The sequence below is a fragment of the Acinetobacter sp. GQ146 genome, assembly GCF_059758585.1.
Genome location: NZ_JCAXDV010000002.1, coordinates 358,968 through 382,420 on the forward strand (window position 1 = coordinate 358,968; position 23,453 = coordinate 382,420).

35 protein-coding genes are annotated in these 23,453 nt (G+C 41.7%); 18 read left to right on the forward strand and 17 right to left on the reverse strand.

All coding sequences use genetic code 11. The features are described from left to right. Window position 1: 1 nt before the first annotated feature. The 9 genes from AC6CHI_RS04895 to AC6CHI_RS04935 are packed head-to-tail and all read right to left on the reverse strand — an operon-like array spanning window position 2 to window position 3,895. Entirely contained in the window at window positions 2-409 is a 408-nt protein-coding gene (locus tag AC6CHI_RS04895) for a DUF1064 domain-containing protein (protein WP_498119774.1), read from the reverse strand. Continuing rightward, window positions 406-702, reverse strand: a complete 297-nt coding sequence (locus AC6CHI_RS04900) for a winged helix DNA-binding protein (RefSeq protein ID WP_498119776.1) — start codon at window positions 700-702, stop codon at window positions 406-408. The genes AC6CHI_RS04895 and AC6CHI_RS04900 overlap by 4 nt, the downstream gene beginning before the upstream one ends. Continuing rightward, entirely contained in the window at window positions 699-1,493 is a 795-nt protein-coding gene (locus AC6CHI_RS04905) for a hypothetical protein (protein WP_498119778.1), read from the reverse strand. The genes AC6CHI_RS04900 and AC6CHI_RS04905 overlap by 4 nt, the downstream gene beginning before the upstream one ends. Further along, window positions 1,490-2,410, reverse strand: a complete 921-nt coding sequence (locus AC6CHI_RS04910) for a YdaU family protein (protein ID WP_498119780.1) — start codon at window positions 2,408-2,410, stop codon at window positions 1,490-1,492. Before AC6CHI_RS04910 ends, AC6CHI_RS04905 begins: the two co-directional genes overlap by 4 nt. After that, a complete protein-coding gene (locus tag AC6CHI_RS04915; protein ID WP_498119782.1) occupies window positions 2,403-2,765 on the reverse strand; it encodes a hypothetical protein in 363 nt (120 codons plus the stop codon). The genes AC6CHI_RS04910 and AC6CHI_RS04915 overlap by 8 nt, the downstream gene beginning before the upstream one ends. Continuing rightward, window positions 2,762-3,058, reverse strand: a complete 297-nt coding sequence (locus AC6CHI_RS04920) for a hypothetical protein (RefSeq protein ID WP_498119783.1) — start codon at window positions 3,056-3,058, stop codon at window positions 2,762-2,764. Before AC6CHI_RS04920 ends, AC6CHI_RS04915 begins: the two co-directional genes overlap by 4 nt. Continuing rightward, window positions 3,055-3,372, reverse strand: a complete 318-nt coding sequence (locus tag AC6CHI_RS04925; protein WP_498119785.1) for a hypothetical protein — start codon at window positions 3,370-3,372, stop codon at window positions 3,055-3,057. The genes AC6CHI_RS04920 and AC6CHI_RS04925 overlap by 4 nt, the downstream gene beginning before the upstream one ends. 53 nt (window positions 3,373-3,425) lie before the next feature. Beyond that, complete coding sequence (locus AC6CHI_RS04930) at window positions 3,426-3,701, reverse strand: hypothetical protein (protein ID WP_498119786.1); 276 nt, start codon at window positions 3,699-3,701, stop codon at window positions 3,426-3,428. Between the two features lie 8 nt (window positions 3,702-3,709). Beyond that, window positions 3,710-3,895: a Cro/CI family transcriptional regulator gene (locus AC6CHI_RS04935; RefSeq protein ID WP_498119788.1), complete on the reverse strand. Its 186-nt coding sequence runs from the start codon at window positions 3,893-3,895 to the stop codon at window positions 3,710-3,712. Between the two features lie 98 nt (window positions 3,896-3,993). Here AC6CHI_RS04935 and AC6CHI_RS04940 point away from each other — a divergent pair, with 98 nt between their 5' ends. Then, entirely contained in the window at window positions 3,994-4,668 is a 675-nt protein-coding gene (locus tag AC6CHI_RS04940) for a LexA family protein (protein WP_498119790.1), read from the forward strand. A 48-nt stretch (window positions 4,669-4,716) separates the two neighbouring features. After that, entirely contained in the window at window positions 4,717-4,995 is a 279-nt protein-coding gene (locus tag AC6CHI_RS04945) for a hypothetical protein (RefSeq protein ID WP_498119792.1), read from the forward strand. On the opposite strand, the gene AC6CHI_RS04950 is transcribed toward AC6CHI_RS04945, so the two are convergent. Then, window positions 4,976-5,179 carry a hypothetical protein gene (locus AC6CHI_RS04950; protein WP_498119794.1) on the reverse strand — a complete coding sequence of 68 codons (204 nt, stop codon included), beginning with the start codon at window positions 5,177-5,179 and terminating at the stop codon, window positions 4,976-4,978. The two genes, AC6CHI_RS04945 and AC6CHI_RS04950, sit on opposite strands and share 20 nt — an antisense overlap. A 203-nt stretch (window positions 5,180-5,382) precedes the next feature. Between AC6CHI_RS04950 and AC6CHI_RS04955 the strand changes: the two genes are divergently transcribed. The 15 genes from AC6CHI_RS04955 (at window position 5,383) to folE (ending at window position 15,925) form a co-directional block, all read left to right on the forward strand. Next, a complete protein-coding gene (locus AC6CHI_RS04955) occupies window positions 5,383-5,637 on the forward strand; it encodes a hypothetical protein (protein WP_498119796.1) in 255 nt (84 codons plus the stop codon). Beyond that, window positions 5,634-6,014 carry a hypothetical protein gene (locus AC6CHI_RS04960; protein ID WP_498119798.1) on the forward strand — a complete coding sequence of 127 codons (381 nt, stop codon included), beginning with the start codon at window positions 5,634-5,636 and terminating at the stop codon, window positions 6,012-6,014. Before AC6CHI_RS04955 ends, AC6CHI_RS04960 begins: the two co-directional genes overlap by 4 nt. Then, window positions 6,011-6,319, forward strand: a complete 309-nt coding sequence (locus AC6CHI_RS04965; protein ID WP_498119799.1) for a hypothetical protein — start codon at window positions 6,011-6,013, stop codon at window positions 6,317-6,319. The genes AC6CHI_RS04960 and AC6CHI_RS04965 overlap by 4 nt, the downstream gene beginning before the upstream one ends. Before the next feature lie 10 nt (window positions 6,320-6,329). Continuing rightward, complete coding sequence (locus tag AC6CHI_RS04970; protein ID WP_498119801.1) at window positions 6,330-7,490, forward strand: ATP-binding protein; 1,161 nt, start codon at window positions 6,330-6,332, stop codon at window positions 7,488-7,490. Then, complete coding sequence (locus tag AC6CHI_RS04975; RefSeq protein WP_498119803.1) at window positions 7,487-8,161, forward strand: putative quorum-sensing-regulated virulence factor; 675 nt, start codon at window positions 7,487-7,489, stop codon at window positions 8,159-8,161. The genes AC6CHI_RS04970 and AC6CHI_RS04975 overlap by 4 nt, the downstream gene beginning before the upstream one ends. A gap of 4 nt (window positions 8,162-8,165) precedes the next feature. Continuing rightward, window positions 8,166-9,071: a hypothetical protein gene (locus AC6CHI_RS04980; RefSeq protein ID WP_498119804.1), complete on the forward strand. Its 906-nt coding sequence runs from the start codon at window positions 8,166-8,168 to the stop codon at window positions 9,069-9,071. A 139-nt stretch (window positions 9,072-9,210) separates the two neighbouring features. Continuing rightward, window positions 9,211-9,483: a hypothetical protein gene (locus AC6CHI_RS04985; RefSeq protein ID WP_498119806.1), complete on the forward strand. Its 273-nt coding sequence runs from the start codon at window positions 9,211-9,213 to the stop codon at window positions 9,481-9,483. Further along, window positions 9,483-9,860 carry a hypothetical protein gene (locus AC6CHI_RS04990; RefSeq protein ID WP_498119808.1) on the forward strand — a complete coding sequence of 126 codons (378 nt, stop codon included), beginning with the start codon at window positions 9,483-9,485 and terminating at the stop codon, window positions 9,858-9,860. Before AC6CHI_RS04985 ends, AC6CHI_RS04990 begins: the two co-directional genes overlap by 1 nt. After that, window positions 9,853-11,301, forward strand: a complete 1,449-nt coding sequence (locus AC6CHI_RS04995) for a DNA cytosine methyltransferase (RefSeq protein WP_498119810.1) — start codon at window positions 9,853-9,855, stop codon at window positions 11,299-11,301. The genes AC6CHI_RS04990 and AC6CHI_RS04995 overlap by 8 nt, the downstream gene beginning before the upstream one ends. A 46-nt stretch (window positions 11,302-11,347) precedes the next feature. Further along, window positions 11,348-11,617 (forward strand): hypothetical protein, encoded by a 270-nt coding sequence (locus AC6CHI_RS05000; RefSeq protein ID WP_498119812.1) that lies wholly within the window; start codon window positions 11,348-11,350, stop codon window positions 11,615-11,617. A 117-nt stretch (window positions 11,618-11,734) separates the two neighbouring features. Next, the gene (locus tag AC6CHI_RS05005; RefSeq protein WP_100241397.1) at window positions 11,735-12,319 is read left to right on the forward strand and encodes an anthranilate synthase component II; all 585 of its coding nucleotides are present in this window, start codon (window positions 11,735-11,737) and stop codon (window positions 12,317-12,319) included. Beyond that, window positions 12,320-13,366, forward strand: coding sequence for an anthranilate phosphoribosyltransferase (gene trpD, locus AC6CHI_RS05010; RefSeq protein WP_498119814.1), 1,047 nt, complete (start codon window positions 12,320-12,322; stop codon window positions 13,364-13,366). It begins immediately after the preceding gene. Window positions 13,367-13,380: 14 nt separating this feature from the next. Next, complete coding sequence (trpC, locus tag AC6CHI_RS05015; protein WP_498119816.1) at window positions 13,381-14,187, forward strand: indole-3-glycerol phosphate synthase TrpC; 807 nt, start codon at window positions 13,381-13,383, stop codon at window positions 14,185-14,187. 409 nt (window positions 14,188-14,596) lie between these two features. Beyond that, window positions 14,597-15,283 carry a Smr/MutS family protein gene (locus AC6CHI_RS05020; RefSeq protein WP_498119818.1) on the forward strand — a complete coding sequence of 229 codons (687 nt, stop codon included), beginning with the start codon at window positions 14,597-14,599 and terminating at the stop codon, window positions 15,281-15,283. Window positions 15,284-15,376: 93 nt separating this feature from the next. Further along, window positions 15,377-15,925: a GTP cyclohydrolase I FolE gene (folE, locus tag AC6CHI_RS05025; RefSeq protein WP_171069590.1), complete on the forward strand. Its 549-nt coding sequence runs from the start codon at window positions 15,377-15,379 to the stop codon at window positions 15,923-15,925. A gap of 57 nt (window positions 15,926-15,982) precedes the next feature. Here folE and arsH read toward each other — a convergent pair whose 3' ends face one another. The 3 genes from arsH to AC6CHI_RS05040 all read right to left on the reverse strand — a co-directional run bounded on the left by arsH (window position 15,983) and on the right by AC6CHI_RS05040 (window position 18,266). Beyond that, window positions 15,983-16,687, reverse strand: a complete 705-nt coding sequence (gene arsH / locus AC6CHI_RS05030; RefSeq protein WP_498119820.1) for an arsenical resistance protein ArsH — start codon at window positions 16,685-16,687, stop codon at window positions 15,983-15,985. After that, on the reverse strand, window positions 16,684-17,733 hold the full coding sequence (gene arsB, locus AC6CHI_RS05035) for an ACR3 family arsenite efflux transporter (protein WP_498119822.1): 1,050 nt from the start codon (window positions 17,731-17,733) through the stop codon (window positions 16,684-16,686). Before arsB ends, arsH begins: the two co-directional genes overlap by 4 nt. Before the next feature lie 209 nt (window positions 17,734-17,942). Then, complete coding sequence (locus AC6CHI_RS05040) at window positions 17,943-18,266, reverse strand: ArsR/SmtB family transcription factor (protein ID WP_458891324.1); 324 nt, start codon at window positions 18,264-18,266, stop codon at window positions 17,943-17,945. An 88-nt stretch (window positions 18,267-18,354) separates the two neighbouring features. Between AC6CHI_RS05040 and arsC the strand changes: the two genes are divergently transcribed. Continuing rightward, the gene (arsC, locus tag AC6CHI_RS05045) at window positions 18,355-18,777 is read left to right on the forward strand and encodes an arsenate reductase (glutaredoxin) (RefSeq protein ID WP_498119825.1); all 423 of its coding nucleotides are present in this window, start codon (window positions 18,355-18,357) and stop codon (window positions 18,775-18,777) included. Window positions 18,778-18,827: 50 nt separating this feature from the next. On the opposite strand, the gene AC6CHI_RS05050 is transcribed toward arsC, so the two are convergent. From AC6CHI_RS05050 to hemE, 4 genes are all read right to left on the reverse strand, one after another. After that, window positions 18,828-20,711: an Lnb N-terminal periplasmic domain-containing protein gene (locus AC6CHI_RS05050; protein ID WP_498119827.1), complete on the reverse strand. Its 1,884-nt coding sequence runs from the start codon at window positions 20,709-20,711 to the stop codon at window positions 18,828-18,830. Window positions 20,712-20,773: 62 nt separating this feature from the next. Beyond that, on the reverse strand, window positions 20,774-21,244 hold the full coding sequence (locus AC6CHI_RS05055) for a DUF3015 family protein (RefSeq protein WP_498119829.1): 471 nt from the start codon (window positions 21,242-21,244) through the stop codon (window positions 20,774-20,776). 145 nt (window positions 21,245-21,389) lie between these two features. Beyond that, complete coding sequence (locus AC6CHI_RS05060; RefSeq protein WP_498119831.1) at window positions 21,390-22,190, reverse strand: DUF817 family protein; 801 nt, start codon at window positions 22,188-22,190, stop codon at window positions 21,390-21,392. Window positions 22,191-22,210: 20 nt separating this feature from the next. Next, window positions 22,211-23,281, reverse strand: coding sequence for a uroporphyrinogen decarboxylase (gene hemE, locus AC6CHI_RS05065; protein WP_458891319.1), 1,071 nt, complete (start codon window positions 23,279-23,281; stop codon window positions 22,211-22,213). Between the last annotated feature and the right edge of the window lie 172 nt (window positions 23,282-23,453).

The following is a 23,453-nucleotide window of genomic DNA, read 5'->3' on the forward strand; positions in this document are numbered from 1 at the left end:
CTCAAACTTCTCTTACGTCTATGTTGTGCACTGTTTTCATCAAGTGTTTCTTGTTGCGATAACTCGCTAATTTTCTTGTAGCTGCCGACTTCACATCCTCCACTACAAACTCTCCAGTAATGCGGTAATACGTGAAATCAGCAAAGTATCGTAATGCTGGTTTTGCTCTTTTCTCCCCTTCAATCTTTGTCTTTGGTGCCAATTCAAATTTGGTATGGTGCTTTAGGTCTCTGATCTCTCCGCATTGCTGCATCGCTTTAAGTTCGATGTAACGTTGATGTTCCTTTTTGCTATCGAAAGTCATTCCATCAAGTTCGACCTTCATGGCTTTAAACTTGTTCCCCTTACATTTCGATTGCTTTGGTTTCGGGAACATTTCACGGTACTGGGCAACGCTGATTGAGGTCACTTATTTACCCCAAACAACTGCTTAGACTTCTCAGTTGCAACGTATGTATGCACCTTGTTCGATGTCTTATCCTTTCTCTCCAAATACCCCAGCGCCTCAAGCGAGCGAAGGTATCTGTTTAAAGTTGGTCTATCTTTATCGGAGACATGCTCTGATAGATCCCTCCATGAAATAGGCTCTTCACGGAATACAGCAAACAGAAGAACCTCAAGCATTGATTCAAATGTTTGCGCATAGGTGAATTTTCTTGAGCCTTTGCTGTTCTTATCCTCAATTTTGGTTTCGACACTCACGCTCCACCTCCTACCAATGCAGCAATATCTCTAGGCACAGGTACACCATCACGACGACACATTTCTGCATACGCTGCTGGGTTATCAAATGGATCTGGACCAAGTTCTTGCTTTACCGGTTGTTGTTTTTTAGTCGGCTTAAATTCCTGTGGTTTTTCTACATGGCGATTGCGTATGTTCATGCGCTGTTTCAGGTTTTCTAAAGCTAATCGAGCATCCTCCCTTTCAACCGGCAGATGTTCTTTCTTCTCGTTATTCCAAGTCAGTTGAGCAGGTTCTTGATACCACTCTTGCACGCGACCTTTCAGTTGAGCCTCAGCAAGATATTCCTCATACAAGCGAATGAACTGGCGCTTTGCTTCATACATCTCACCATCTGTGATTAGCAGCATTACTTGATCCAAGGCAAACTTGGCAATCGTGGTAATTTCTTGGTATTGCTCTTTGTTATCAGCAAGTTTGGTCTTTTTATGATGTACGATCTTGGTGTACTCGCATGCTTTCACCCAAGCCTTTTGAGCATTCCACCAATCTTGGCCAACACACATTTCTTTGAAATCAGCAAAGCTGGGCATGTATTTTTTACCTGATGTGCTGAGCAAGACAATTCCACGATCAAACTGATGCTTAGTAACTCCACTCAAAGCATTACCCACGATTGCCTCAACCATGCTCATAGGAATTGCTGTTGGTCCTTCAGCAGGAAAGTTTTTATTGAACTGTGATGCATGCAGTGTGCGTAACGTTGCAATCAGGAACTGGATATCGTTTTGAGTGATTTGGTTGTTCATGAACGAAATCCTCCTAACGCTGGAACTTCAGGGGTTACATCAATCACATTGGATCTTTGTTGCTCAGAAACCATGTTCATGAAATATCCCGGTTGTTCAGATTGGTTCTGTTGTTTGGTCAATTGAGTTTGTTTTTCACGGTTACGCTTAACTTGATCCTTGTTGTTTTGAATCCATGAATACCACTTCACCAACCAGACACTTGGTGTATTTGGGTTTGTTGTATCCGTTGCTGTAAACCAATCACCAAAGCTAACAAACATGGTTTGAAGATCTTGTGAGTTCACATCGGTGTATCGATTTGAAGCCAATGCAATGAAATCTTCATGGATTGGATATTGGTTTGCACATTCCAGTAACGTGTAGCGCTTATGGTCTTCCTGTTTGTACGTTGCAAACTGAATTGGAGGGACACCTGAATTTTCAGCCTCGCGCGTATTACTACTACTATCTATAAATTGGTTATCGGTTAATGGTTTATGGTTAAGGTTTTTTTGGGTTTCATTTTCAGAACCCAAATTAACCGAGTGGGTTTTTTCTGGGTTATTAGAATCACCATCATTTCCACCGCTTGGGTTTTCATTTGATGATTTCTTAGGAGGTCGCCCACCTTTCTTACCATTTTCACGATTTTTCTGAGCATTCCCTTTATAGCCAAGGATTTCGGCATCACAACGCTTGTTGTGAAAACCATCTTCTTCATCGGTAAAGAAGTCTGCGAGTACATTTAATACAGCTTGTTTTTCTTCTTCGGTATTTGCACGTAACCGACGGAAAACCGACTGGGTTTCTTTGGGTAATGGAGCTTCATTCAAATAATAAAAATCCAATGCACGGCGATAGAAGCATTCTTCTAGTGCTGTTAAATGCACAGTATCCCGAGTGAAGTCGCCAATGTGATGTAAATATTTATGCATGATCAACTCCACTTAGTTTCACCAGACCACGCTTTTCCAACTGACGAATAATTCGAGGTTCGACAAATTCGTTGTTGAGCTTGTAGCGTGTTCTGGATTTTTCTTTGACTTGAATTAATAGAGCACCTTCCTGCATGGCGTGACGGATCGCTACGGCAGCCCCCCCCATTTGAGTTGTATGCTCGATAATGAAATATGCCTCTTGTGCTGCAATCGCCGCATTCATTTTTGACAACGGCATTGCGGCTAATTCTTTGGCTGTATAGACTTTTACTGGCTCAAGCAACTGAATTACAGACTCAATTGGTGCAGGTGCCTGAGGTGCCTTTTGACCACGCTTTGCTGCATATCTCATGCCTCACCAACCTTAGGCTTAACATAGCCACCAAATGCCTGAACTTTTTCAGCCTTAATCAGACTCGTTATGACCTGATGTGCCAGCCAGTTGGTTATGCGGAAGCAATATGCCATCTGCTGAGCAAGCTCTTCTTTTGTCACTGCAGCGTTATCTGCTGGATAACCACGGCGTTTTAGATTTCCGCGTTTTACCTGATAAATTTTTTCCAGCATTTCTAAAGCAGGCTCGTAAAAAGATTGAACCTGTTGTGTTTGTTTATGCTCTGATTGCTTTTGAAAATGTCCGTTCATGATGCCTCCGATACGAATAAGGCTACTGGAGGATCTAAACGACGCTTGGCTTTAAGCTCTGCCACTGTAGCTGTACGAATCACCAAGCCTGACACTCGACCAATGCGATGATCTGTGTGCCAAAACTTCCCGTCAAAGCCCGTTAATGTAAGCAAGTCTGTTACTGAAAGTAAGTCAAGGTTTTTAAGCACCACAACATCACCAGGTAAAAAATCAGCCTTAGGCTCAAAGCTCACCAAACAGGTTGAGCATTGTTCTTCTGTAAATTCAGTGCATTTGCCAGCACATGGGTGTTGTGGTAAATTTATAGTCATATTCAATTCCTGATATGTGTTTTGAATTACCTGAAAAAGCCTGATCCACGAAATCAGGCTTTTTCTTTGCCTAAATTTCCGTGAATCCCTTCAAATCCCTCTGGAAAGCTCACTTCAGTAGACAAGTCCCGCACTAAAGCTGCCAATCCCAAGCGCTCAAAAGATTTTGCTTGTAAATTAAGAACATGCCACTCACCCACGATTTCTTTTTCAAGTAAGAAAGCGAGGTATTGAGCAAGGTCTTTACCCTTAATTTCAGCGAGAGTTTTTGCTCGCTCATGTATTTCAGGAGACAAGCGGACATGTGTAGATTTTTTATCAAGACTCATAAGGTCACCTATGCAACTTCTGCGTTTCGTTTTAATGGTTTATTGCCATTCGCAATATCGCGAATTTGGTATTCACGAGCTAAAGGGATTTGTTTTTCATCCCACTGGCTAATTGCGTTATGTGAAATCCCTAGCTTTTCTGCCAACTGTGTAACTGTGCAATTAAGCAGGGTTAAAGCTTCAGACTTAGTCATCCGAGCACCCTTAAAAGTAATTTAACTTACCTAATTAAACTACATAAAACTTACCTAGTCAATTGGTAAGATAACTTACGATCTAATGGTGGTGTGATATGGAAACTTTAGGTAGTCGCCTGAAAGCCTTACGGAAAAATAAGAAAATTACACAACAAGTTTTAGCTGATGCTGTTGGTGTCTCTAAGACATCAGTTATCTATTGGGAGAAGGATGAAAATATCCCTAAACATGAAAGTTTGATAGCTTTAGCGAAAACACTAGACACAACCACTGAATACATTCTTACTGGAAATGGTAAACCTCTAGAGGAAAACCAACCCAACATCATCCCTATAGCACCTAAAATGGCTCCTGTTCTGTCTTGGGTTCAAGCTGGCGTGTTCACTAATGTTCAGGCAGTTGATATGTCACAAGTTGAAGAGTGGCTACCTCTACCAGACGATTGTGAAGATTGCTTTTATTTAAAAGTTCAAGGCATGAGTAATTACCCGACTTTTCAAGAGGGTGATTACATCTTGGTAGATCCCTTGGTTCAGTACTGCGACATGCAATCTGGTGATGTGATTGTGGTTAGAAAACACGATGATGCGACTTTTAAGAAATTAGTGATTGAAACTGATGGGACTAAGTACCTACAAGCACTAAACCCAGACTTCAAACCAAACATCATCCCTCTTGATGAAGATTGCTTGTTTGTTGGTGAAGTAATTGATTCTGTTAGGTATGTGTATCGTTCAAAACGCAGAAATAAAATGAAAAATGGTCAATAAGCTGCGAACCCGACGCAGCTCCTTAGAACGGATCGGGTGGAGATAATAATGCCTTACTATGTTGTCAGTTACGATCTACACAAAGGAAGAAATTATGTTAAAGCGCATCAGGGAATTGTTGCAGTTAGCAACAACGTGTGGGCAAAACCATTGGAATCTTTTTATATAATCCACAGTCAAAAATCAGCAATACAAGTTAGAGATGATCTGAGAGGCTATTTGGACTCAGATGATTCTTTGGTGGTCATTATTACTGACTTGAAGGACTGGGCTATGTTGAATATCGACATTAAAGCCTTGGAATGGGTTAAGGGTGAGTCAACTTAATTGTATTCTCCCCTACAATCCCAATACCGTTATCGTTATCTTCTTGAGCCTTGAGAACAGAATCAAGGTGCCCTTGATTACCATCAACCTTGACATCCTCTAATAGTGTGTAAGAACAGCCCATAATTTGAACTTTATTTCCTTTGGGGATTATAGCAACCTCAATTGCTTTTTGATTGTCCATAACAAACTCCATCTAACCCATCCCTGTGATGGGTTTTCTTTTGTCTATTAAAACACCTAAAGTAAGTTTTACAAAATAAAAAGTAATTTAAATTACCTGTAGTATTGACCAAATAAGTAAGTTAACTTACCATAAACCTCGTAAACATAAAAAAGCCCGCAGGGACTGGAAATCTAGCGGGCTTGTAACGTAGCGAGGTCATTATGAACCAAACAATCAAACACAGTCAAATGCCGAAGTTCGTAAAGAACCAGAGCTGCACAACTTCTCATCTATACCAGCACCCTACTGTTGAAAACACAGTGCAGTACAAAAGCAAATCAGGTTTAGTGCGCGCCTCTATCACTGCAATCATCTGTAGCGTTTCGATTATTTCAGGTCTTTTCAGTTGCACGGTGGATCAACATGCAACCGCTGCTCAAGTTGAACACATCGTTAAAGCAGGAGTTCAGCCATGAGTAATCCAGAAACTATCGAAATTCACGACTTAAGCACTATCCATAAGCTTTGTAAATTTGGTGCAGATCACAGCATGAAAGGCTGTTCTTTCACTGAAATTGTTGAGCGCATGTTTGCTGAGTTAGCTAAAGCCCAAGAAGCAAGAAGTGTAATTCTGTCCTGCCAGCAACTTAAAGAAGCTGTTGAATTTGGCGCACCTGACCTTTTTCAAGAAGCCAAGGAAGGTGATGACCTACAGTTCCAGCTTGAAACTGAAATGGCTATCGAATTTAGAAAGGATGGTCATAGCGGTCCCGGTTACTACTGCTGGTATTTAGATTTGCCAGAAGAAGGTTCAATCATCCTTGGTGAAGTAGAACAGGAGCAAAACTCATGAATGCTCAAGTAAAAACAAAATTTGCTGAGTTCATCAGCATGGATGCAAACCGCAATATAACTATGCGCCTTGGTCCTACTGTTTATATTCAAAAAGGTGCTGATATTTTCTGGCAAACGAAGTCGGGAGAGTTGCTATTAGTCACTGATGAAACCCATGCAACCAAGCCATGGATCCGCGAAAACTTTAAACGTGAACTTGCTTTCCAAAAACGTAAAACTTTAGCAATCGGCTTGCAATCTTCACACATCCCTTCACAAGACCGTCGTGCGTTTAACAGACGCATGGGACGAGTTTGGGCTTAAGGAGGAGAACATGGGAATTCAGGTATTTACTCCCGAAAAAACACTGCTTGTTGAAAGTGTTATTTGCTACCTATACACCGATCCTGGTTTAGGTAAAAGTTCAATCGCTCACACGGCGGAAAGCGTTGTGATTTTTGACTTTGATAAAGGTCAGCACCGTGTTTCTCCAGAGCTGCGACGCGGTTCTATTGTTCGCATGGATAATTGGTCTGATTTGGAGAGCCTCAAAGACAGTTTTTATGATGGTTATAAAACTATTGTTGCTGACACTGTAGGTGCAATGCTTGATGCAATCAAGGATCAGCTATTAAAGAACCCAGATAATAGACAGCGCGACCAAACATTAACTCTAAAAGCCCAAGGTCTTGCTGGTAACAAGTTTATGACCATGGTTCGTAAATGGCAGTCACTTGGTAAAGATGTAGTATTCATCGCTCATGCCATTGAGGAAGAAGCTGGAAAGGAAAAGCTTAAAGTCTATCGTCCTGACTTGGCGGGTAAAAACAGAAACCTGCTATACCGTATGGCTGATGTAATGGGGTATTTACATTCATCTACCGATGCTAACGGGGATAGCGCTCGTACGATTTACTTTAATCCTGCGCCAACACACCATGCTAAAAATTCAGGGCGTTTAGGCCATGTAATCACTGCTGAAAGTGGTGCTGAGATCTGCACGGGTCAAGTTAGTGTTCCTGATTTAATGAACTCACCAACTTTCTTGGCGGATCTATTAAAGCAAGCAAAAGATCACATCAATACGCTTACACCGTTACAGGCAGCAGAAATCAAGGCTCAAGCTGATTTGAGTAACTTTAAACAAAGCTGCGATGAAGCAAATCATTCTGGCGATTTAAACCAACTAACTCAGTCGCTTGACTCTGAACACAAGTATGCAACACCGATGTGGCATGCCGTGCAATTGCGTGGCCGTGATATGGGCTGCACTTTTGATAAGGAGAAAAAACGTTGGTTTGATCCACCTAAATTTACTGGGATTAATGAAGTTCAACGCGACCAGTTACAAGCCTTCATCGATGAGCGCGGTTTAGATACTAAATTCGTGTGTGAGCATCTTGGCGTTGATTCATTGCTTCAAATTGAAATCTCACAAATCCAAGCCGTTCAACAAGAAATCGATAATCTCGCTAAACAAGGTATGACTGCATGAGTGCCATTATTTTAGATACCGAAACCCACACGATTGATGGCTACCCTATCGAGATTTCACATTCACCTTGCTCTTTTGAGCGGGGTGTTTTGGAGGTAGATCATAGCCGTAACTTTGACCAGTACTTCTCATGTCCTGAGCCTATCGCATTTGGTGCTATGGCGGTTCACCACATTATTGAAGCGGATCTGGTTGGTTGTCCAAGCTATAACACTTTTCGCTTACCTGCAGGTGTGACTCATATCATTGGCCACAATATTGATTACGACATTCGAGCCATTCGTTTGTGTGATTCATCTATTCAGGTAAAGGCGATTTGTACTCTTGCCCTGTCTCGAATGGTTTGGCCAGATGAGTCTCATACTTTGAGTGCTTTGTATTACCTGATTATGGAAGACAAAGCCTTAGCCCGTTCTCATTTAAGAAAAGCCCATAACGCCAAATGGGATATCTATTTCACAGGTGTCGTGCTTAAAGCAATTGCTGAGAAGTTGGGTGTCAAGGATATGCAGTCCCTTTACCTTTTTTCAGAACAGGCACGCATTCCAACCAAGATCACTTTCGGAAAACACAAAGGTATGGCGATTAAAGACCTGCCTTCAGATTACGTTGTTTGGCTACTTAAACAACCTGACTTAGACCCGTATTTAGTTAAAGCATTAAAAGGATAAGAACATGAATATTTTAAATGGTACCGAAGCTTTTTCTGCGCTTGCTGCAGGTCAAAAAATTGAGTGTCGATTGATTCATGACGACCATGATTTTCAAGACATCAAACAGTTTACGGCGACAGTGTATTTTGATCCTCGTTATGAATTCCGCATTGCGATCAAGTTCTTCCAAATTGGGGAAATGAATGTTCCTGAACCTATTAAGGAAGCACCAGCTAAAGGCACTCAATGCTTTGTTCCTTCTATTTTGACCGAAGAACTGACCAAGTCATTCAAATGGAAAAGCTCAAGCTCAGATTTGGCATTGATGCGGCGCGGTCAGATTCACCTGTTAAAAGAAAATGCTGAAACACATGCTCTTGCATTAATTTCTGTTAGCGGCGGGACTGTTGAAGCGACGGATGAAACCGCCTCAAATGATGTAGAAGAAAAGCCATCTGTTGAAAATGGAGAGCCTCAACCTGAGATTGTCCCGCTAGAAGAATGTGAGGACAATGCGGTTGAATTAGAGCCCGCGCAGACAGAAGAAGAAAATGTCGAAGCTGTAGTTCAACAAGCTCAAGATGAACACTATCAAAAGCTTTTGGGAGAGCTACTTGAACGTGCATCAAAAGCTCAAACACCTGCTGAAGCAAACGCTCTTTATAAGTACACAGTCCGATGGACTGAAGAACAACGCAAGCCATTAATGGATGCAATCCATGCACGCTTAGTTGTGCTTAATCCACCAGTTGAAGATGCCTCATTGTCAGTTCGTATTTCCAAAGCTGCGGATCTTACTGAATTGGATGCTTTAGAAATTGATGTTTCATCATGCGATGAGTTCATCCAACCAAAGCCAATGGAGTTGGTACAAAAACGTCGTGCGGAGTTAGATCCATTCTTTAGTCCACTGGGGAATGCATCATGAAATTCAAATACTCAACAATCACCCGAACACTTACAGTGTACGGGGCAAAGATGGACCACATTTTCCACAACGTCAGTGTTGGTGAAATTGAAGAACTGGTGATTGATGCCAAGTTTAAAGAAGCAGTCTGGAGAAAATGATGAGTATTAAAGAATTAGAAATTAAAAAAATTGATGTGGGTTTAGCTCCAAGCGCCATAGCTCAAGATATTTTCACTAAGGCAGTTTCACCAGTAATGGGCATTCTCAAGCAAGAAGGCGGTGATGCAGTAAAAGAATTTTCATTTTGCACAATGTGGTTAGCCATGGGCTTGTATGTAAATAACTTAAGCACCAAAGATGCCGAGAAAGCTCTAAACCACGCAACTACCAACATAATCATCCAATTGAAGAAATTGCGGGGTGAAATTTGATGGATATTAGAAACTCAGCTATTACAGCAAAAATGGTTATTCATTCTCTTTTGGCACTTCTTGAAAATGAGAATGTTGATATTTCATCCGTGAAATTCAAAGTTGGTTCTGATGGTAATGGGTATGAAAGCCCTGAATTTGAACTGGAAAAGTTGGTTAGCTTGGCTATTGATGGGCTTGTTGAAATAGAAGAAGCAAATGCAGTGCCTGAAGGGTTTGTTTTGGTGCCGAAAGCATCTTTGAAGGTAGCTTTATCTTGGATGGATGCTGACATTGATCCATGGCAAATGGGTGGAGATAGCTTCTTGGAGTTATATGAGCATAAACCAATTTTAGAAAAAGCCATGATCGAAGCACAGGAGCAAAGTCATGAATGACCTACTCCCACATGAATTGATCATTGACAACTTTGCTGGCGGTGGCGGTACAAGTACAGGTTTAGAGCAAGCTTTCAAGCGCCCTGTTGATGTTGCCATCAACCACGACCCAAAAGCGCTTGCAATGCATCGAGTGAATCACCCTGAAACTATGCACTATTGCGAAAGCGTTTGGGATATTGATCCAATCGAAGTTACTGGCAATCAACCTGTTGGGCTTGTTTGGCTATCACCTGATTGCAAACACTTCTCTAAAGCTAAAGGTGGCAAACCAGTTGAAAAGAAGATACGCGGTTTAGCTTGGGTTGCACTTCGTTGGGCTGCAAAAGTTCGCCCTCGAGTAATCATGCTTGAGAATGTTGAAGAATTTAAAACTTGGGGGCATCTCAACTCAAAAGGTATGCCTTGCCCTATGCGAAAAGGAAGGACTTTTAATAGTTTTGTGAATGCGTTAAAGAAGCAAGGATATGAAGTTGATTATCGTGAGTTACGTGCATGTGATTATGGCTCCCCTACTATTCGCAAGCGATTCTTTTTGATTGCTCGTCGTGATGGTTTGCCGATCCAGTGGCCTGCTCCTACACACGGAAGCCCTGATTCTATCCAGGTGCAAAAAGGAAAGTTAAAACCATGGCGTACTGCAGCGGAATGCATTGATTGGTCGATTGAATGTCCGAGTATTTTCACACGTACACGCCCACTGGCATCTGCAACACTTGAGCGAATTGCTGGCGGTTTAAAGAAGTTCGTTTTTGATAATCCTGAGCCATTTATTGTTGATGGAATTGCACCTGTACTTACCGAATGTGCTAATGCTTCCAACAAAAGATCCATGCCAGTTGATGAGCCGCTAAGAACTATCTGTGCTCAAACTAAAGGTGGTCATCATGCACTGATTTCTGCTTTTTTAGCCAAAAACTACACAGGTGTTATTGGTAGCTCAGCAAAAGAGCCAGTGCATACAATTACAGCAAAGGATCACAATTCACTTGTTGTTAGCCATTTATCGAAGATGAAGAACAATTGCATTGGTCAGGAGTTGAATGAACCGATCCATACAATGACTACAGTAAATCAGTTTGCGGAAGTGCGTGCTTTTCTGACCGCATTTTATGGCAATGAGAAAGATGGGAACTCTATTGGGGAGCCGCTGCGCACAATTCCAACACGTGACCGTTTTGGACTGGTCACTGTAGGTCAACAGCAATACCAAATTGTGGACATTGGCTTTCGTATGCTTCAACCGGTTGAGCTTTTTAAAGCACAAGGTTTTCCTGACTCATATATTTTTGAGAAAGGACTTGATGAACATGGCAATGAAATCCGCCTAACTAAAACTGAGCAAACTCGAATGGTCGGCAATTCGGTTTGCCCTCAACTTTCACGCGCTTTAGTGGAAGCTAACTTTAAACACGAAAATAAATATCGAGGTGCAGCATGACTATCAAAAGTACGCATGTTGAAGAAAGTTTGAAGGAGGTGACTTGATGAAAACAAGCGCAGAGCATGAACTGCTTCAGGCAATTTTTGATGAGATGCAGGCTCTTAAAAAAGCAGTAGCGGTAAAAGATGAGCGTCGAGTGAATGTCCGTGAATTTGCCCAGCGAATGAATGTCACCCCCGCCACTCTTTACAACAAAATTAAAGAGGGTCATGTGAAAGAACCACTTAAAGATGGCAAACTAAGTTATTGGTTAAATAGTTATGTCAATGAAGTTGTCACAAGAGTTACAAACTCTGCTAAAGTAGCCGCCTAGAGCGGCTTTTTTATGCAATCCGCTTTTGATTCAAAATTTCTAATGTGAGTAACATTGTGAGTAACACAAGCAACATCACACCGTTATCACCTTTAAAAACAGAGGTTTAAATCCAAAATGCTTCTAATGATCGACAATTATGACTCTTTTACTTACAACATCGTCCAGTATTTTGGCGAGTTGAACCAAGAAGTGAAAGTTGTCCGTAATGATGCCGTGACCTTGGAGGACATTGAACGATGGCAACCGAAGTATTTGGTTATTGGTCCAGGCCCTTGCTCACCGAGTGAAGCCGGTATTTCTATTCCTGCCATTCAACATTTTGCAGGCAAAATTCCCTTGCTTGGAGTATGTCTAGGCCATCAAAGTATTGGGCAAGCTTTTGGCGGCAAGATTGTTCGTGCCAAAACCGTGATGCATGGTCGTTTATCGGACATGTATCACAGTGATAAAGGCATTTTTAGCAATCTACCTTCGCCGTTTTCAGCAACGCGCTATCACTCTTTGGTGATTGATCAAGCCAGCTTACCAGATTGCCTTGAAGTTACTTGCTGGACTCAAGAAGCCGATGGATCAATGGAAGAAATTATGGGGGTTAAACATAAGACACTGCCTGTTGAAGGCGTGCAGTTCCACCCTGAATCGATCCTCAGCCAACACGGACACCAAATCTTCAAAAACTTTTTAGAGATTTATGCATAAATGAATATTCAACAAGCTTTAAATCATATTACCAAAAACATCCATCTGACCCAGCCACAAATGGAAGAAGTCATGCGTACCATCATGAGTGGCGAAGCCACAGATGCACAAATTGGTGCACTCATGATGGGATTACGCTTAAAAGGCGAAAGCATTGATGAAATTACGGCCGCTGCGCGTGTGATGCGTGAGTTTGCCACAAAAATTGATGTCAGCGATGTCCCTAATCTAATTGATATTGTAGGCACAGGTGGTGATGGTCAAAACTTATTTAATGTCTCCACTGCTTCTGCTTTTGTGATTGCAGCAGCCGGGGCGACGATTGCCAAACACGGTAACCGCGGTGTTTCAACCAAATCAGGTTCTTCTGACTTATTAGAACAAGCAGGAATTAATCTTGATTTAAACATGCAACAAACTGAACGTTGTATTCGTGAAATTGGGGTTGGCTTCCTGTTTGCACCGAACCACCACAAAGCCATGAAATATGCCGTCGGTCCACGTAAAGAACTGGGTATTCGTAGCATTTTTAACTTACTCGGCCCGCTTACGAATCCGGCTGGAGTAAAGCGTTTGGTCATTGGCGTGTTCTCGAATGAACTGTGCCGCCCAATCGCAGAAGTGATGAAGCAACTCGGTGCTGAACATGTCATGGTAGTGCATTCTAAAGATGGGCTAGATGAAATTAGCCTCGCCTCTTCAACCTATGTGGCTGAACTAAAAGATGGTGAAGTCACTGAATGGGTGATTCATCCTGAAGATGTTGCGATTGAATCGCAAACCTTAAATGGTCTAATCATTGAAGATTCTGCTGAAAGTTTAGCGCTGATTAAAGATGCCTTGGGTCGTAATAAATCTGATCGTGGTGCCAAAGCTGCCGATATGATTGCCTTGAATGCAGGTGCAGGCATCTATGTTTCTGGTTTAGCCAGAAGCTACAAACAAGGCGTTGCTTTAGCTCATGACATTATTTATGGCGGACAGGCTTTAGAAAAAATGAGTGTACTGTCTGAATTCACAAAAACACTCAAACAATACGAAGCTTAAGGAAGATTGCCCTCATGGTGGATATCGCAAACACGATTTTAGGTAAAATTGTAGATCGTAAACATGAAGAACTGGCTGATCGCCTTAAGCAACGCAGCTTGCATGATGTTGAACAATGGGCACAAGCCGCTACGCCTGTGCGTGGTTTTGCTCAGGCCTTAATGCATAAACGCCCAGGTGTGATTGCAGAGATTAAAAAAGCCTCGCCATCTAAAGGGATTATTCGTGAAAACTTTAATCCTGCCGAAATTGCAGCGCAATATGAGCAAGCGGGTGCAGCATGTCTATCTGTATTGACTGATGTGGATTTTTTCCAAGGTGCAGATGAAAATATTCAAATTGCACGCACGCACTGTGCATTGCCTGCATTGCGTAAAGATTTTCTGGTTGACCCGTACAATGTCATAGAAGCACGTGCACTTCATGCCGACTGTATTTTGTTGATTGTGGCGTGTTTGTCTGATCAGCAACTCGAAGAAATGTCGAAAACGGCATTCGAACATCATCTGGATGTATTGGTTGAAGTGCATGATGAAGAAGAGCTTGAGCGTGCGCTACAACTTTCTGAGCACTGCTTATTGGGCGTGAACAACCGTAATCTTAAAACCTTTGACGTGGACTTAGACACCTCTATTCGTTTGAAGAAATTGCTCGATCCTTCTCGTCTCCTCATTACCGAAAGTGGCATTGCAACCCCAGAAGATATAAGTATGATGCAGGAACATGATATTCATAGCTTCCTCGTGGGTGAGAGCTTTATGAAGCAACCTCGTCCAGATCAAGCTTTTACTGCTCTGTTTGGTCAACCTAAAGACATTTAAGCCTGACATTAAAAAGGGTAAAACAGTGTTTTACCCTTTTTTATAGATAAACTGATACTGGCAAACTTAGAAAAAAACTTTTCTTATAATCACTAAAATAAAATGTTTTATTTCATTTCAATCATTTTTCTGACCTTTATCGTATTTTATTATCGGCTTAATTTAGCCCATTCAGTTCAAGCGAATTTATTTGCTAATCATTCTTTTATTAAGCTCGATTTTCAAAATTTGGCGTACCTTATAAACGCCTCCAATCTCTATCTTCCAGAATCCCTTATATTAAAAAATCATTCTCAAACTAAAGCGACACTCCCTCTCCCTCTTGGCATAAATGTAATTTAGTTCAATTCAGCGCAAATTCAGACTATAATTGCTGCTTAAACCTTATCTTGCAGTTATTTCTGAAATTATGAGCAAACATGATTCATCGCTTTCTAAAGATCAGTACAACCTACTGAAAGCCTTTAAAAAGCAAATCAATCATCCCCATTCAACGTCGGTTGCCCAGCAGGCTGAAGCTAAAAAGCAAGCTGAAGCAACAGAGCCTGATGATGCCGAATTGTTTCTTAAATCCATGCAAGGCGTACAGAAAATTGATACGGGCAATACGGCATACATAACCAAAACTCCCAAAAAGAAATTGGATGCCCAAGTTCTAGCAAAACGTGCAGCTGCAGTGGGTCCCACAGAGTCAGAAATGGCCGAACTGTCGGATACCCAAGCCATGCTCAACCCTGTAGCCAGTCAAGCAAACCTGAGCTACCGGATTGCCACTTTGCAACACAAAGTCTTTGAAGATTTAAAAGCCGGTAAATTGCGCTGGTTTGAAGCCGTAGACTTGCATGGTTGTACCGTCGAACAGGCGCGTAGTGCGGTACTACAAATTATTCAAATGGCAAAAGATGAAAATCAGAATGTCATTAAAATTGTCCATGGCAAAGGACCAGAAGCCATTTTAAAAACCTATGTAAATGGCTGGTTACGTCAGCATCGTGATGTGCTCGCCTTTGTCAGTGCGCCCGATAATCAGGGTGGTACAGGTGCGGTTTTAGTTTTACTAAAACGTACAGAAAAAAATCCAAAGTACAAACAGTAATCGGATTTTAATATTAAACACGGCATTGTTTGGGTTTTCTGATACAATGCCGTCCTTGTTCAATATAAGAGTAAGTGAAAACGTCTTATGTCTATGCAGCAATCCTACGCAAACATTTTAACTGCCGTTGGTGAAGACCTGAATCGTCCAGGTTTGGTTGATACACCTGTGCGTGCTGCTAAAGCGTTTTCGTATTTAACGTCTGGTTATAGTAAGACGCTAGAAGAAGTCACCAATAAAGCGGTATTCCCGTCGGATAACCGTGAAATGGTTCTGGTGAAAAATATTGAATTTTATTCGCTTTGCGAACACCATCTCCTTCCTTTCTATGGTCGCGTTCATATTGCCTATTTACCAGAAGGTCATGTCCTCGGCTTATCTAAATTTGCACGTATTACTGAAATGTTTGCCCGTCGTTTGCAAATTCAAGAAAATTTGACGCAGCAAATTGCAGAAGCAGTTGCTGAAGTGACTCAAGCACGTGGTGTCGCTGTAGTCATCGATTCAGCACATATGTGCATGATGATGCGCGGTGTAGGAAAACAAGAATCCACGACCCGTACTGTTTCATTTATCGGCGAGTTTAAAACCGATAAAGAATCACGTCGTGAATTTCTCAGTGCAGTGCCAGAAAGCTACTAATTCATTTCAATGCATCGCCAAAAATAAACCCCGACAGATTCGGGGTTTATTTTTATCTTATTGCGAACGTTGATTCACACGCTTCGATAGCTGTTCTGCGCTTTCAACCCGTTCAGAATAACGATCGGTCAGATAGGCGGATTGTCCACGCGTCAGCAGCGTAAATTTGAACAACTCTTCCATCACATCCACAATGCGGGTGTAGAAAGACGAATCTTTCATTGAGCCATCTTCTTCAAATTCTAAGAATGCTTTCGGAATCGAAGACTGATTAGGGATGGTAATCATGCGCATCCAACGCCCCAAGATACGCATTTGATTAACGGCATTAAACGATTGCGAGCCACCGCAAACCTGCATCAATGCCAAGGTTTTACCCTGCGTGGCACGAATAGCACCTGCCGCCAGCGGAATCCAGTCAATTTGCGCTTTAAAAATCGAGCTCATCGAACCATGTCGTTCTGGTGAACACCACACCATTCCTTCCGACCATGCCAGCAACTCATGTAACTCTTTAACTTTAGCATGTTCAAGGTCGGCATCTTCTGGCAAAGGCAGGCCTTTAGGGTGGAAAATTCGGACTTCCGCACCAAAATATTCCAGAATTCGCCCTGCTTCTTGTATCGCCAAACGGCTATAAGAACGCTCTCGATTAGAACCGTACAACAGTAAAATTCGAGGTGGATGTTCGATGGATTTGGCTTGTACCTGTTCCAAGGTTGGTTTAGGCAGTAAATCTAAATCAATATGGGCAAAGCTCATCCCAACACCTCAGTTTTAAAATATTTTTTTCTTAACCACAACGACACGCTGACCAAAGCAATTAACACCGGAACTTCCACCAAGGGACCAATCACTGTGGTAAACGCAACTGGTGAAGCCAAACCAAAGGTTGCAATTGCTACAGCCAATGCCAGTTCAAAATTATTACCTGCTGCGGTAAAGGAAATTGCCGTGGTACGTGCGTAGTTATTGCCCATCCATTTGCTCATAAAGAAGCTAATAAAGAACATCACCACAAAATAAATCGTCAATGGAATCGCGATACGCAGTACATCCAGCGGTAGGCTCACCACTTCCCCACCTTTGAGGCTAAACATCGCCACAATCGTGAATAACAATGCCATCAAACTAAGAGGACCAATTTTAGGTAGGAAATGGGTTTGGTACCATGCCAAGCCTTTTTGTTTGACTAAAATGAGTCGGGTTAGAAAACCTAACAAGAATGGAATACCCAAATAGATGAAAACAGCTTGGGTAATCATCCAGAAACTGACTTGAATAACTTGCGCTTCCACTCCGAAATACGGGGGTAAAAAGCTCAAAAACAACCACGCATAGCTACTAAAAAACAAAATCTGGAAAATACTGTTAAAGGCAACTAAGGCTGCAACGTATTGATTATCCCCGCAAGCCAGATCATTCCAAACCAAAACCATGGCAATACAACGTGCCAGTCCAATTAAAATCAAGCCCGTCAGATATTCTGGATAAGACTGTAAAAAAACAATTGCCAGTACAAACATCAAACAGGGTGCAATCAGCCAATTTTGTAGCAAGGACAAAGTCAGCGTGCGTTTATCTTTAAAGACTTCAGGCAAGGCGGCATAATCCACCTTGGCCAAAGGCGGATACATCATGACGATCAAACCAATCGCGATGGGAATATTGACACTTCCTACATGCATTTGGTTCAAAGCCACCGAAGCTTGAGGAATAAAGACCCCAATGGCCACCCCAAGCGCCATAGCAATAAAAATCCACAACGTCAGGTTGCGGTCTAAAAAAGAAAGTCTGGAAGAAGCCATGAGATTACTCAATCTAGGAGATTTTATTCATTGTCCGAATGGGGCAATTTGCGCGGTCTTTTAATCCGCCTAAAACAAACTCAAACAGAGATTACGAATGATCACAAAACGAATCAGGCATATCGCATACCTGAACACTCATTTTCAGTCAAAAATCAGCATGAAAATGCGTCGTTCCCGAGCAGCTCTTCATTTCTAATTTCAGCAGATTAATCGCAGTGAACGTTCAGCACTCCATCCATATAAGACGAATGCATCTCGGTTTGTGCTGATTGTGCAATTATCAATAACACCGCCTTGGCCCATTCTGGTAAGTCTGGATTCACGCGGTAATAGACCCATTGCCCCTGGCGCTGGTCTAATAAAACCGACAGATTTCTTAACAATGCCAAATGTCGTGAAATTTTCGGCTGACTTAACTGTAACAACTCAGTCAGTTCACAGACACAGACATTTTCTCGAGCCAGAACCCATTTGATAATCGCCAAACGAGTAGGGTCGGAGAGACATTTAAAAAAATCAGTTTGATCCATTGTGCAGCCCAAATTTAATGATTGCAAATATACGGATATCCATATATAAATGCAACAAAGTTTATTTTAACCAAATAAAGATGTCGAAATGATTAAGATCTATCATAATCCTGCTTGCGGTACGTCCAGAAATACCCTTGCACTGATACAAAACACTGGTCAAGAACCAGAAATTATTGAATATCTCAAAACCCCGCCTACTAAACAGGAATTGATCGATTTAATCAAGCATTCTGGTCTTTCTGTGCGTGAAGTCATACGAAAAAATGTGCCACCTTATACAGAACTTCAGCTTGAAAATTCAGTACATACTGATGATCAACTCATTGATTTTATGCTGCAATATCCAATTTTGATCAATCGTCCTTTCGTCGTAACTGAATTAGGCGTACGCTTGTGCCGTCCTTCTGAAGTGGTTTTAGAAATTTTATCCGCACCGCAGCGTGGTAGTTTTTGCAAAGAAGATGGCGAACTATTAATCGATGAACACGGTCAATTAGTCAAAAAATAGATTCCATTAAAAAGGCACTTCCAAAAGTGCCTTTTTTTATCTGCTCAAACTTAAAAAAACCGCACATAACCCAAGCTGAACTTATTCCAGTCCTGATGGTCTTGACTTTGATATTCCCAAGCAACTCGAACCGCATTCTGCGTATTAAATGCATATTGTAATTGTGAGTTAAGGCGAAGCTGCCATGCATGGGCATCTTCCCAATATGGTAACTCGACTTGCACAATAGAATTTATACGCTCAGTCCAAATATTTTGACAGCCTAGGGTTGGACCCAAGCCTATTCGCCAGCCCTTATCCAATGATTTTCCACCTTGTAGATAGGTTTGCATCTGTGCGTAACATAAATTTTCACGTTTGGCATCTGCATAGCTATACCCCATTTGAGTTTTTAAACTCACCACGCCATGCTGATCATCTGGGCTAAACTGACCTGATGATGTTAGGGCTTCTTGTTGCCACCCCAAATTAAATCCCCAAGTTAAGGGTGTCTTAAATGCCGTAATCGGGTTATACGAATTTACTGTAAGAAAATCAAAATGCTCTAATTTCAATTCATCATCACGGACTTGTACAGCACCATCCCAAAACAGTAATTGCGTGCCAACACGATAACCTCCTTGGGGATCAATCAAATCATGGTAAGCCTGACGATGGCTCAATTCTATAAAGTTATCGCCCTGAACCTGCCCCGCTTTAAGGCTAAAATTGCGTGCATCATGCGACTGTGTTGGATCCATGCGCGGACGTTCAGGCGCTTGACGCTGTTTATCTAAATCAATCGCACTGCGCAGCGTTAACAGTTCACGTAAATTTGGCTGCGCAAAACTGACATCAACTTTTCGGGCAACAAATTGTAGATATAAATCGTCATAGGCCATTTCTAAAATTTTGGCACGATCAATTTCAGTATATGGCGCTAAAATTTCTGCTCTTTGCTTTTGCTCAGCAAATGCCACCTGATGAGCCGTTTTCGCCAAGGCTTGACCATGTTGTCGAGCTTGAGCCAATAATTGCGTTTCTAAGGCGGGACGATACACAGTTTCACTCACGATCCCCTGCTGATCAATAGCCTTAATGGTCTGCATCGGAATGGCTGCAACTTTAAATTGCTGCTTGAGATTGAGCTCTGGTCTGACCAAATCAATCAGCCCCAATAGACGGTATGCGCAATTATCACTGACAAAGTAGTAAGGAAAACTTACATGCTGCATTTCCCAAATATGCTGAACCAAAAAACGGGTTTCATCAGGATTTAAATTCAGCTCATATTCCCATAAATCACGGCTTTCTAGGTCGCCATATTCTTTTACTTTTCGATAATACGGCATTAATGAATATTCGCCAGGATATTGCCCAGTTAAGCCTTTCCACGCAAATGACCAACCATCAGCCCCAGCAACCGTCGCCGCATAATTGACTGCATAAGAAACCAAATTCAGTTGCTTTTGATCTTTAGGGTCGAGTCGCAATAAGGTGTGACCGAACATAGAGCTTGGATTGCCCATAAAGTCAGTGGCATAAATTAATGTGGCTTTATAGGGTTTGATTTCACCCAGCCATTTATCCAATTCTGGACACTCAACATTCGGCAGTGCCGTATTCGGAATATTTAACTGCTTGATCAGCCATTGACTGCGAGCAGGAAAACGACAACGAACGGATTGATTGGCAGCGGCGGGTTCAAATAAGGCAGCGACATTGGCATTTAATTCTGCCTGCAAATGCTTGCCACCCTCAGGAGTCAAGAAATAACCTGCGTAACTGACCTCACTTTGCCCTTTAGCGTCTGCATACATCAGCCGTTGCCAAGTCGTCTGCTGCGCCAATTGCTTTTGCGTTGCCAGTTGTATAGAGGAAATGGAAGATGTTGGCTCTACAGCATACGCCATGCTCGAACCTAAAATAGCCGTAAATAATGCAATCTTTTTCATTCAAATTTAATTTTTTTCATATAAAAAACCCTGCCGAATTGACAGGGTTTAGCAGCTATCGATTAAACGTAAGCTTTGAGTACGGTGTCTTTCGCCATGACAGCTTGTAAAGACGTTAAAACTTGATAAGAATCTTTATTCTCAGTTGAATAGATTTCAGCAAAGTTTTGTTTAGATACCGCGAAGAAATGTGCTTTATCTTCTGCTTTAATGTTGAGTAATTCCGCAAGTACATTCAAGCTTTCGCCTTGACCGACTGCCATATCACGCGCCAAAGATTCCGCATTTTCATTGGTAAAAGTTACAACTTGAGCAGTGACTGTACCTGAACCACTACAGCCGAGCGTACCAAATGTAATACCGAATAATTGGTTAGCGAAAAGACCATTTGTTGTTGCGGCAAGGAGTTTTGCCACTTTACCTGATTGACCAGCCCAAATCTCAGAACCGATACCACAACCTGCATCGTTATCTGCAAATGCTGCTGTAGAACCTATTGCCAATACTGCTGCTAACGCTACTTTTTTTAACATTGCACTTCTCCAGAATTATTCTCTGAGTGTTCTAATTATTTACATGTAATGTTGGATTACACAAACTTAGATTATCCGTATATCTCTAATAACGCAAAACAATTTATACTAAAGTTATAAAATTTAATATAAGTTATTAAAATAACTAATTATTTAGCTTCCAACAACCATATAAATCACGTGTTCCAAGTATTTTCAGCACCAAGACTAAACTTAACAATAACAATAAGTACCATGAACCCAGTTTGCCCCAGCCGACCATGTGCCACGCATCCACCTGACTCGGATAAAGCCAAATTTTATAGAAGGTACTGACATTCTCCGCAATCCAGATAATAAAAGCTAAAACCCATAAAATAGGTAACATCGGCAGTTGAATACTGTGATGTTGCAACTCAAAACTGATTTTGGTTTTCCAGAACATCCACACACTCCAAGCAAACAATATATAGCGGATATCTGGAACAAAGAATTTGCTCATGAAGTTGATATAGGACAAGACGGCCAAGGTCAACATATGGCCAAATTTCGGTAAAAACTCAAAAGACACATTATAAAGTCGTAAAGATCGGGCAAAAAAACTTCCCACGGCGGAATACATAAAGCCCGCGAATAATGGCACCGTCCAAATTTTAAACCATGCAGGTTGCGGATATTGCCAAGACGCAATTGCTGGATGGGTCAGAAAAATTTCCATCGCCATGGCCATAATATGGAATAAAGCAATCACTTTGGCTTCGGCCCAAGATTCCAGCTTTAAATACAACAAACAAAATTGGATAACTAAGGCATAAAAGAGCAAATAATCGTAACGATAGAAGCCATAATGCTGTTCATAGCCCAGTGGTGCGGTCAGTACAAATGCGATTAACAATAAAATTCCAAATAAGGCAGCCGAAGCTGCCTTATAAGAAAATTCAACACAAGATTTTGCGACATTTAACACGTTAAAACTGCACCTTCTACTTAGAGGTACTTGGCGCTATATTCATGCACGGTATCAATAAATACCTTCGGATGATCGGGATTGACCCATTGGGTAATGCCGTGTCCTAAATTCGCCACATAGCCAGTTTTTTCACCATTTGCGTAGGCATCATCTAACATTGCATGTGTCGCTTTTTGAATTGCTTGCGCCGAACCATACAACGTTGCAGGATCTAGGTTACCTTGCAATGCTGCTCGCCCATTCACCACTTGTCGTGCTACAGATAAGTGTGTGGTCCAATCCAGACCCAAGGCATCAGCACCTGTAGCCACCATCGGCTCTAACCATTGACCACCGCCTTTAGTGAATAAAATCACTGGAATTTTACGTCCATCTTTTTCACGTTTTAAACCGCACACAATTTTCTGCATGTAGTTCAATGAAAATTCGATATATTCACGGTGTGCCAATGCCCCGCCCCAACTATCAAAGATTTGAACAGCTTGAGCACCTGCATCAATTTGTGCATTTAAATAGTCAATCACGGCAATCGCCAATCGATCCAGTAAAGCATGCAATACTTCAGGCTGGGCATACATCATATGCTTGGTATATCGGAAATCTTTACTTGAACCACCTTCAACCATATAGGTGGCAAGCGTCCACGGACTACCCGAAAAACCAATCAACGGGACTTGACCACCCAAAGCAGAGCGAATCGTGGATACGGCATTCATTACATAATCAAGATCAGATTTTGCATTAAATGTTGGCAAATTCATGACATCCTGTTCAGTGCGAACAGTTTTATGGAACTTAGGCCCTTCACCGGCTTCAAAATACAACCCTAAACCCAGAGCATCAGGCACGGTTAAAATATCGGAAAATAAAATAGCCGCATCCAAGTCATAACGACGCAAGGGCTGCAAAGTTACTTCGCAAGCAAATTCAGTATTTTTACATAAAGAGAGGAAATCACCAGCCTTGGCACGTGTTTCACGGTACTCTGGTAAATAACGACCTGCCTGACGCATCATCCATACAGGCGTTGTATCAACAGGCTCACGTAATAAGGCACGCAGAAAACGATCATTTTTTAAGGTCGTCATTGACTTTCCTAGCTTCATTTAATCTATGCAGCATCATAACAAAAAGGACTAAATTTTAATAACTTCTCTCGCTATTAAAATTTATTTTCAGGTGACATAGAAACGCATATTTACACAAAACAAATACTGCATCTACCCAGTTTTTCTGCAATACTTGCGTAGTTTTGTCACA

Coding starts and splice junctions, on each gene's coding strand:
- AC6CHI_RS04905 (WP_498119778.1), bottom strand. CDS start 1,493: ATGAACAACCAAATCACTCAAAACGATATCCAGTTCCTGATTGCAACG.
- AC6CHI_RS04910 (WP_498119780.1), bottom strand. CDS start 2,410: ATGCATAAATATTTACATCACATTGGCGACTTCACTCGGGATACTGTG.
- AC6CHI_RS04915 (WP_498119782.1), bottom strand. CDS start 2,765: ATGAGATATGCAGCAAAGCGTGGTCAAAAGGCACCTCAGGCACCTGCA.
- AC6CHI_RS04920 (WP_498119783.1), bottom strand. CDS start 3,058: ATGAACGGACATTTTCAAAAGCAATCAGAGCATAAACAAACACAACAG.
- AC6CHI_RS04925 (WP_498119785.1), bottom strand. CDS start 3,372: ATGACTATAAATTTACCACAACACCCATGTGCTGGCAAATGCACTGAA.
- AC6CHI_RS04930 (WP_498119786.1), bottom strand. CDS start 3,701: ATGAGTCTTGATAAAAAATCTACACATGTCCGCTTGTCTCCTGAAATA.
- AC6CHI_RS04935 (WP_498119788.1), bottom strand. CDS start 3,895: ATGACTAAGTCTGAAGCTTTAACCCTGCTTAATTGCACAGTTACACAG.
- AC6CHI_RS04940 (WP_498119790.1), top strand. CDS start 3,994: ATGGAAACTTTAGGTAGTCGCCTGAAAGCCTTACGGAAAAATAAGAAA.
- AC6CHI_RS04945 (WP_498119792.1), top strand. CDS start 4,717: ATGCCTTACTATGTTGTCAGTTACGATCTACACAAAGGAAGAAATTAT.
- AC6CHI_RS04950 (WP_498119794.1), bottom strand. CDS start 5,179: ATGGACAATCAAAAAGCAATTGAGGTTGCTATAATCCCCAAAGGAAAT.
- AC6CHI_RS04955 (WP_498119796.1), top strand. CDS start 5,383: ATGAACCAAACAATCAAACACAGTCAAATGCCGAAGTTCGTAAAGAAC.
- AC6CHI_RS04960 (WP_498119798.1), top strand. CDS start 5,634: ATGAGTAATCCAGAAACTATCGAAATTCACGACTTAAGCACTATCCAT.
- AC6CHI_RS04965 (WP_498119799.1), top strand. CDS start 6,011: ATGAATGCTCAAGTAAAAACAAAATTTGCTGAGTTCATCAGCATGGAT.
- AC6CHI_RS04970 (WP_498119801.1), top strand. CDS start 6,330: ATGGGAATTCAGGTATTTACTCCCGAAAAAACACTGCTTGTTGAAAGT.
- AC6CHI_RS04975 (WP_498119803.1), top strand. CDS start 7,487: ATGAGTGCCATTATTTTAGATACCGAAACCCACACGATTGATGGCTAC.
- AC6CHI_RS04980 (WP_498119804.1), top strand. CDS start 8,166: ATGAATATTTTAAATGGTACCGAAGCTTTTTCTGCGCTTGCTGCAGGT.
- AC6CHI_RS04985 (WP_498119806.1), top strand. CDS start 9,211: ATGAGTATTAAAGAATTAGAAATTAAAAAAATTGATGTGGGTTTAGCT.
- AC6CHI_RS04990 (WP_498119808.1), top strand. CDS start 9,483: ATGGATATTAGAAACTCAGCTATTACAGCAAAAATGGTTATTCATTCT.
- AC6CHI_RS04995 (WP_498119810.1), top strand. CDS start 9,853: ATGAATGACCTACTCCCACATGAATTGATCATTGACAACTTTGCTGGC.
- AC6CHI_RS05000 (WP_498119812.1), top strand. CDS start 11,348: ATGAAAACAAGCGCAGAGCATGAACTGCTTCAGGCAATTTTTGATGAG.
- AC6CHI_RS05005 (WP_100241397.1), top strand. CDS start 11,735: ATGCTTCTAATGATCGACAATTATGACTCTTTTACTTACAACATCGTC.
- trpD (WP_498119814.1), top strand. CDS start 12,320: ATGAATATTCAACAAGCTTTAAATCATATTACCAAAAACATCCATCTG.
- trpC (WP_498119816.1), top strand. CDS start 13,381: ATGGTGGATATCGCAAACACGATTTTAGGTAAAATTGTAGATCGTAAA.
- AC6CHI_RS05020 (WP_498119818.1), top strand. CDS start 14,597: ATGAGCAAACATGATTCATCGCTTTCTAAAGATCAGTACAACCTACTG.
- folE (WP_171069590.1), top strand. CDS start 15,377: ATGCAGCAATCCTACGCAAACATTTTAACTGCCGTTGGTGAAGACCTG.
- arsH (WP_498119820.1), bottom strand. CDS start 16,687: ATGAGCTTTGCCCATATTGATTTAGATTTACTGCCTAAACCAACCTTG.
- arsB (WP_498119822.1), bottom strand. CDS start 17,733: ATGGCTTCTTCCAGACTTTCTTTTTTAGACCGCAACCTGACGTTGTGG.
- AC6CHI_RS05040 (WP_458891324.1), bottom strand. CDS start 18,266: ATGGATCAAACTGATTTTTTTAAATGTCTCTCCGACCCTACTCGTTTG.
- arsC (WP_498119825.1), top strand. CDS start 18,355: ATGATTAAGATCTATCATAATCCTGCTTGCGGTACGTCCAGAAATACC.
- AC6CHI_RS05050 (WP_498119827.1), bottom strand. CDS start 20,711: ATGAAAAAGATTGCATTATTTACGGCTATTTTAGGTTCGAGCATGGCG.
- AC6CHI_RS05055 (WP_498119829.1), bottom strand. CDS start 21,244: ATGTTAAAAAAAGTAGCGTTAGCAGCAGTATTGGCAATAGGTTCTACA.
- hemE (WP_458891319.1), bottom strand. CDS start 23,281: ATGACGACCTTAAAAAATGATCGTTTTCTGCGTGCCTTATTACGTGAG.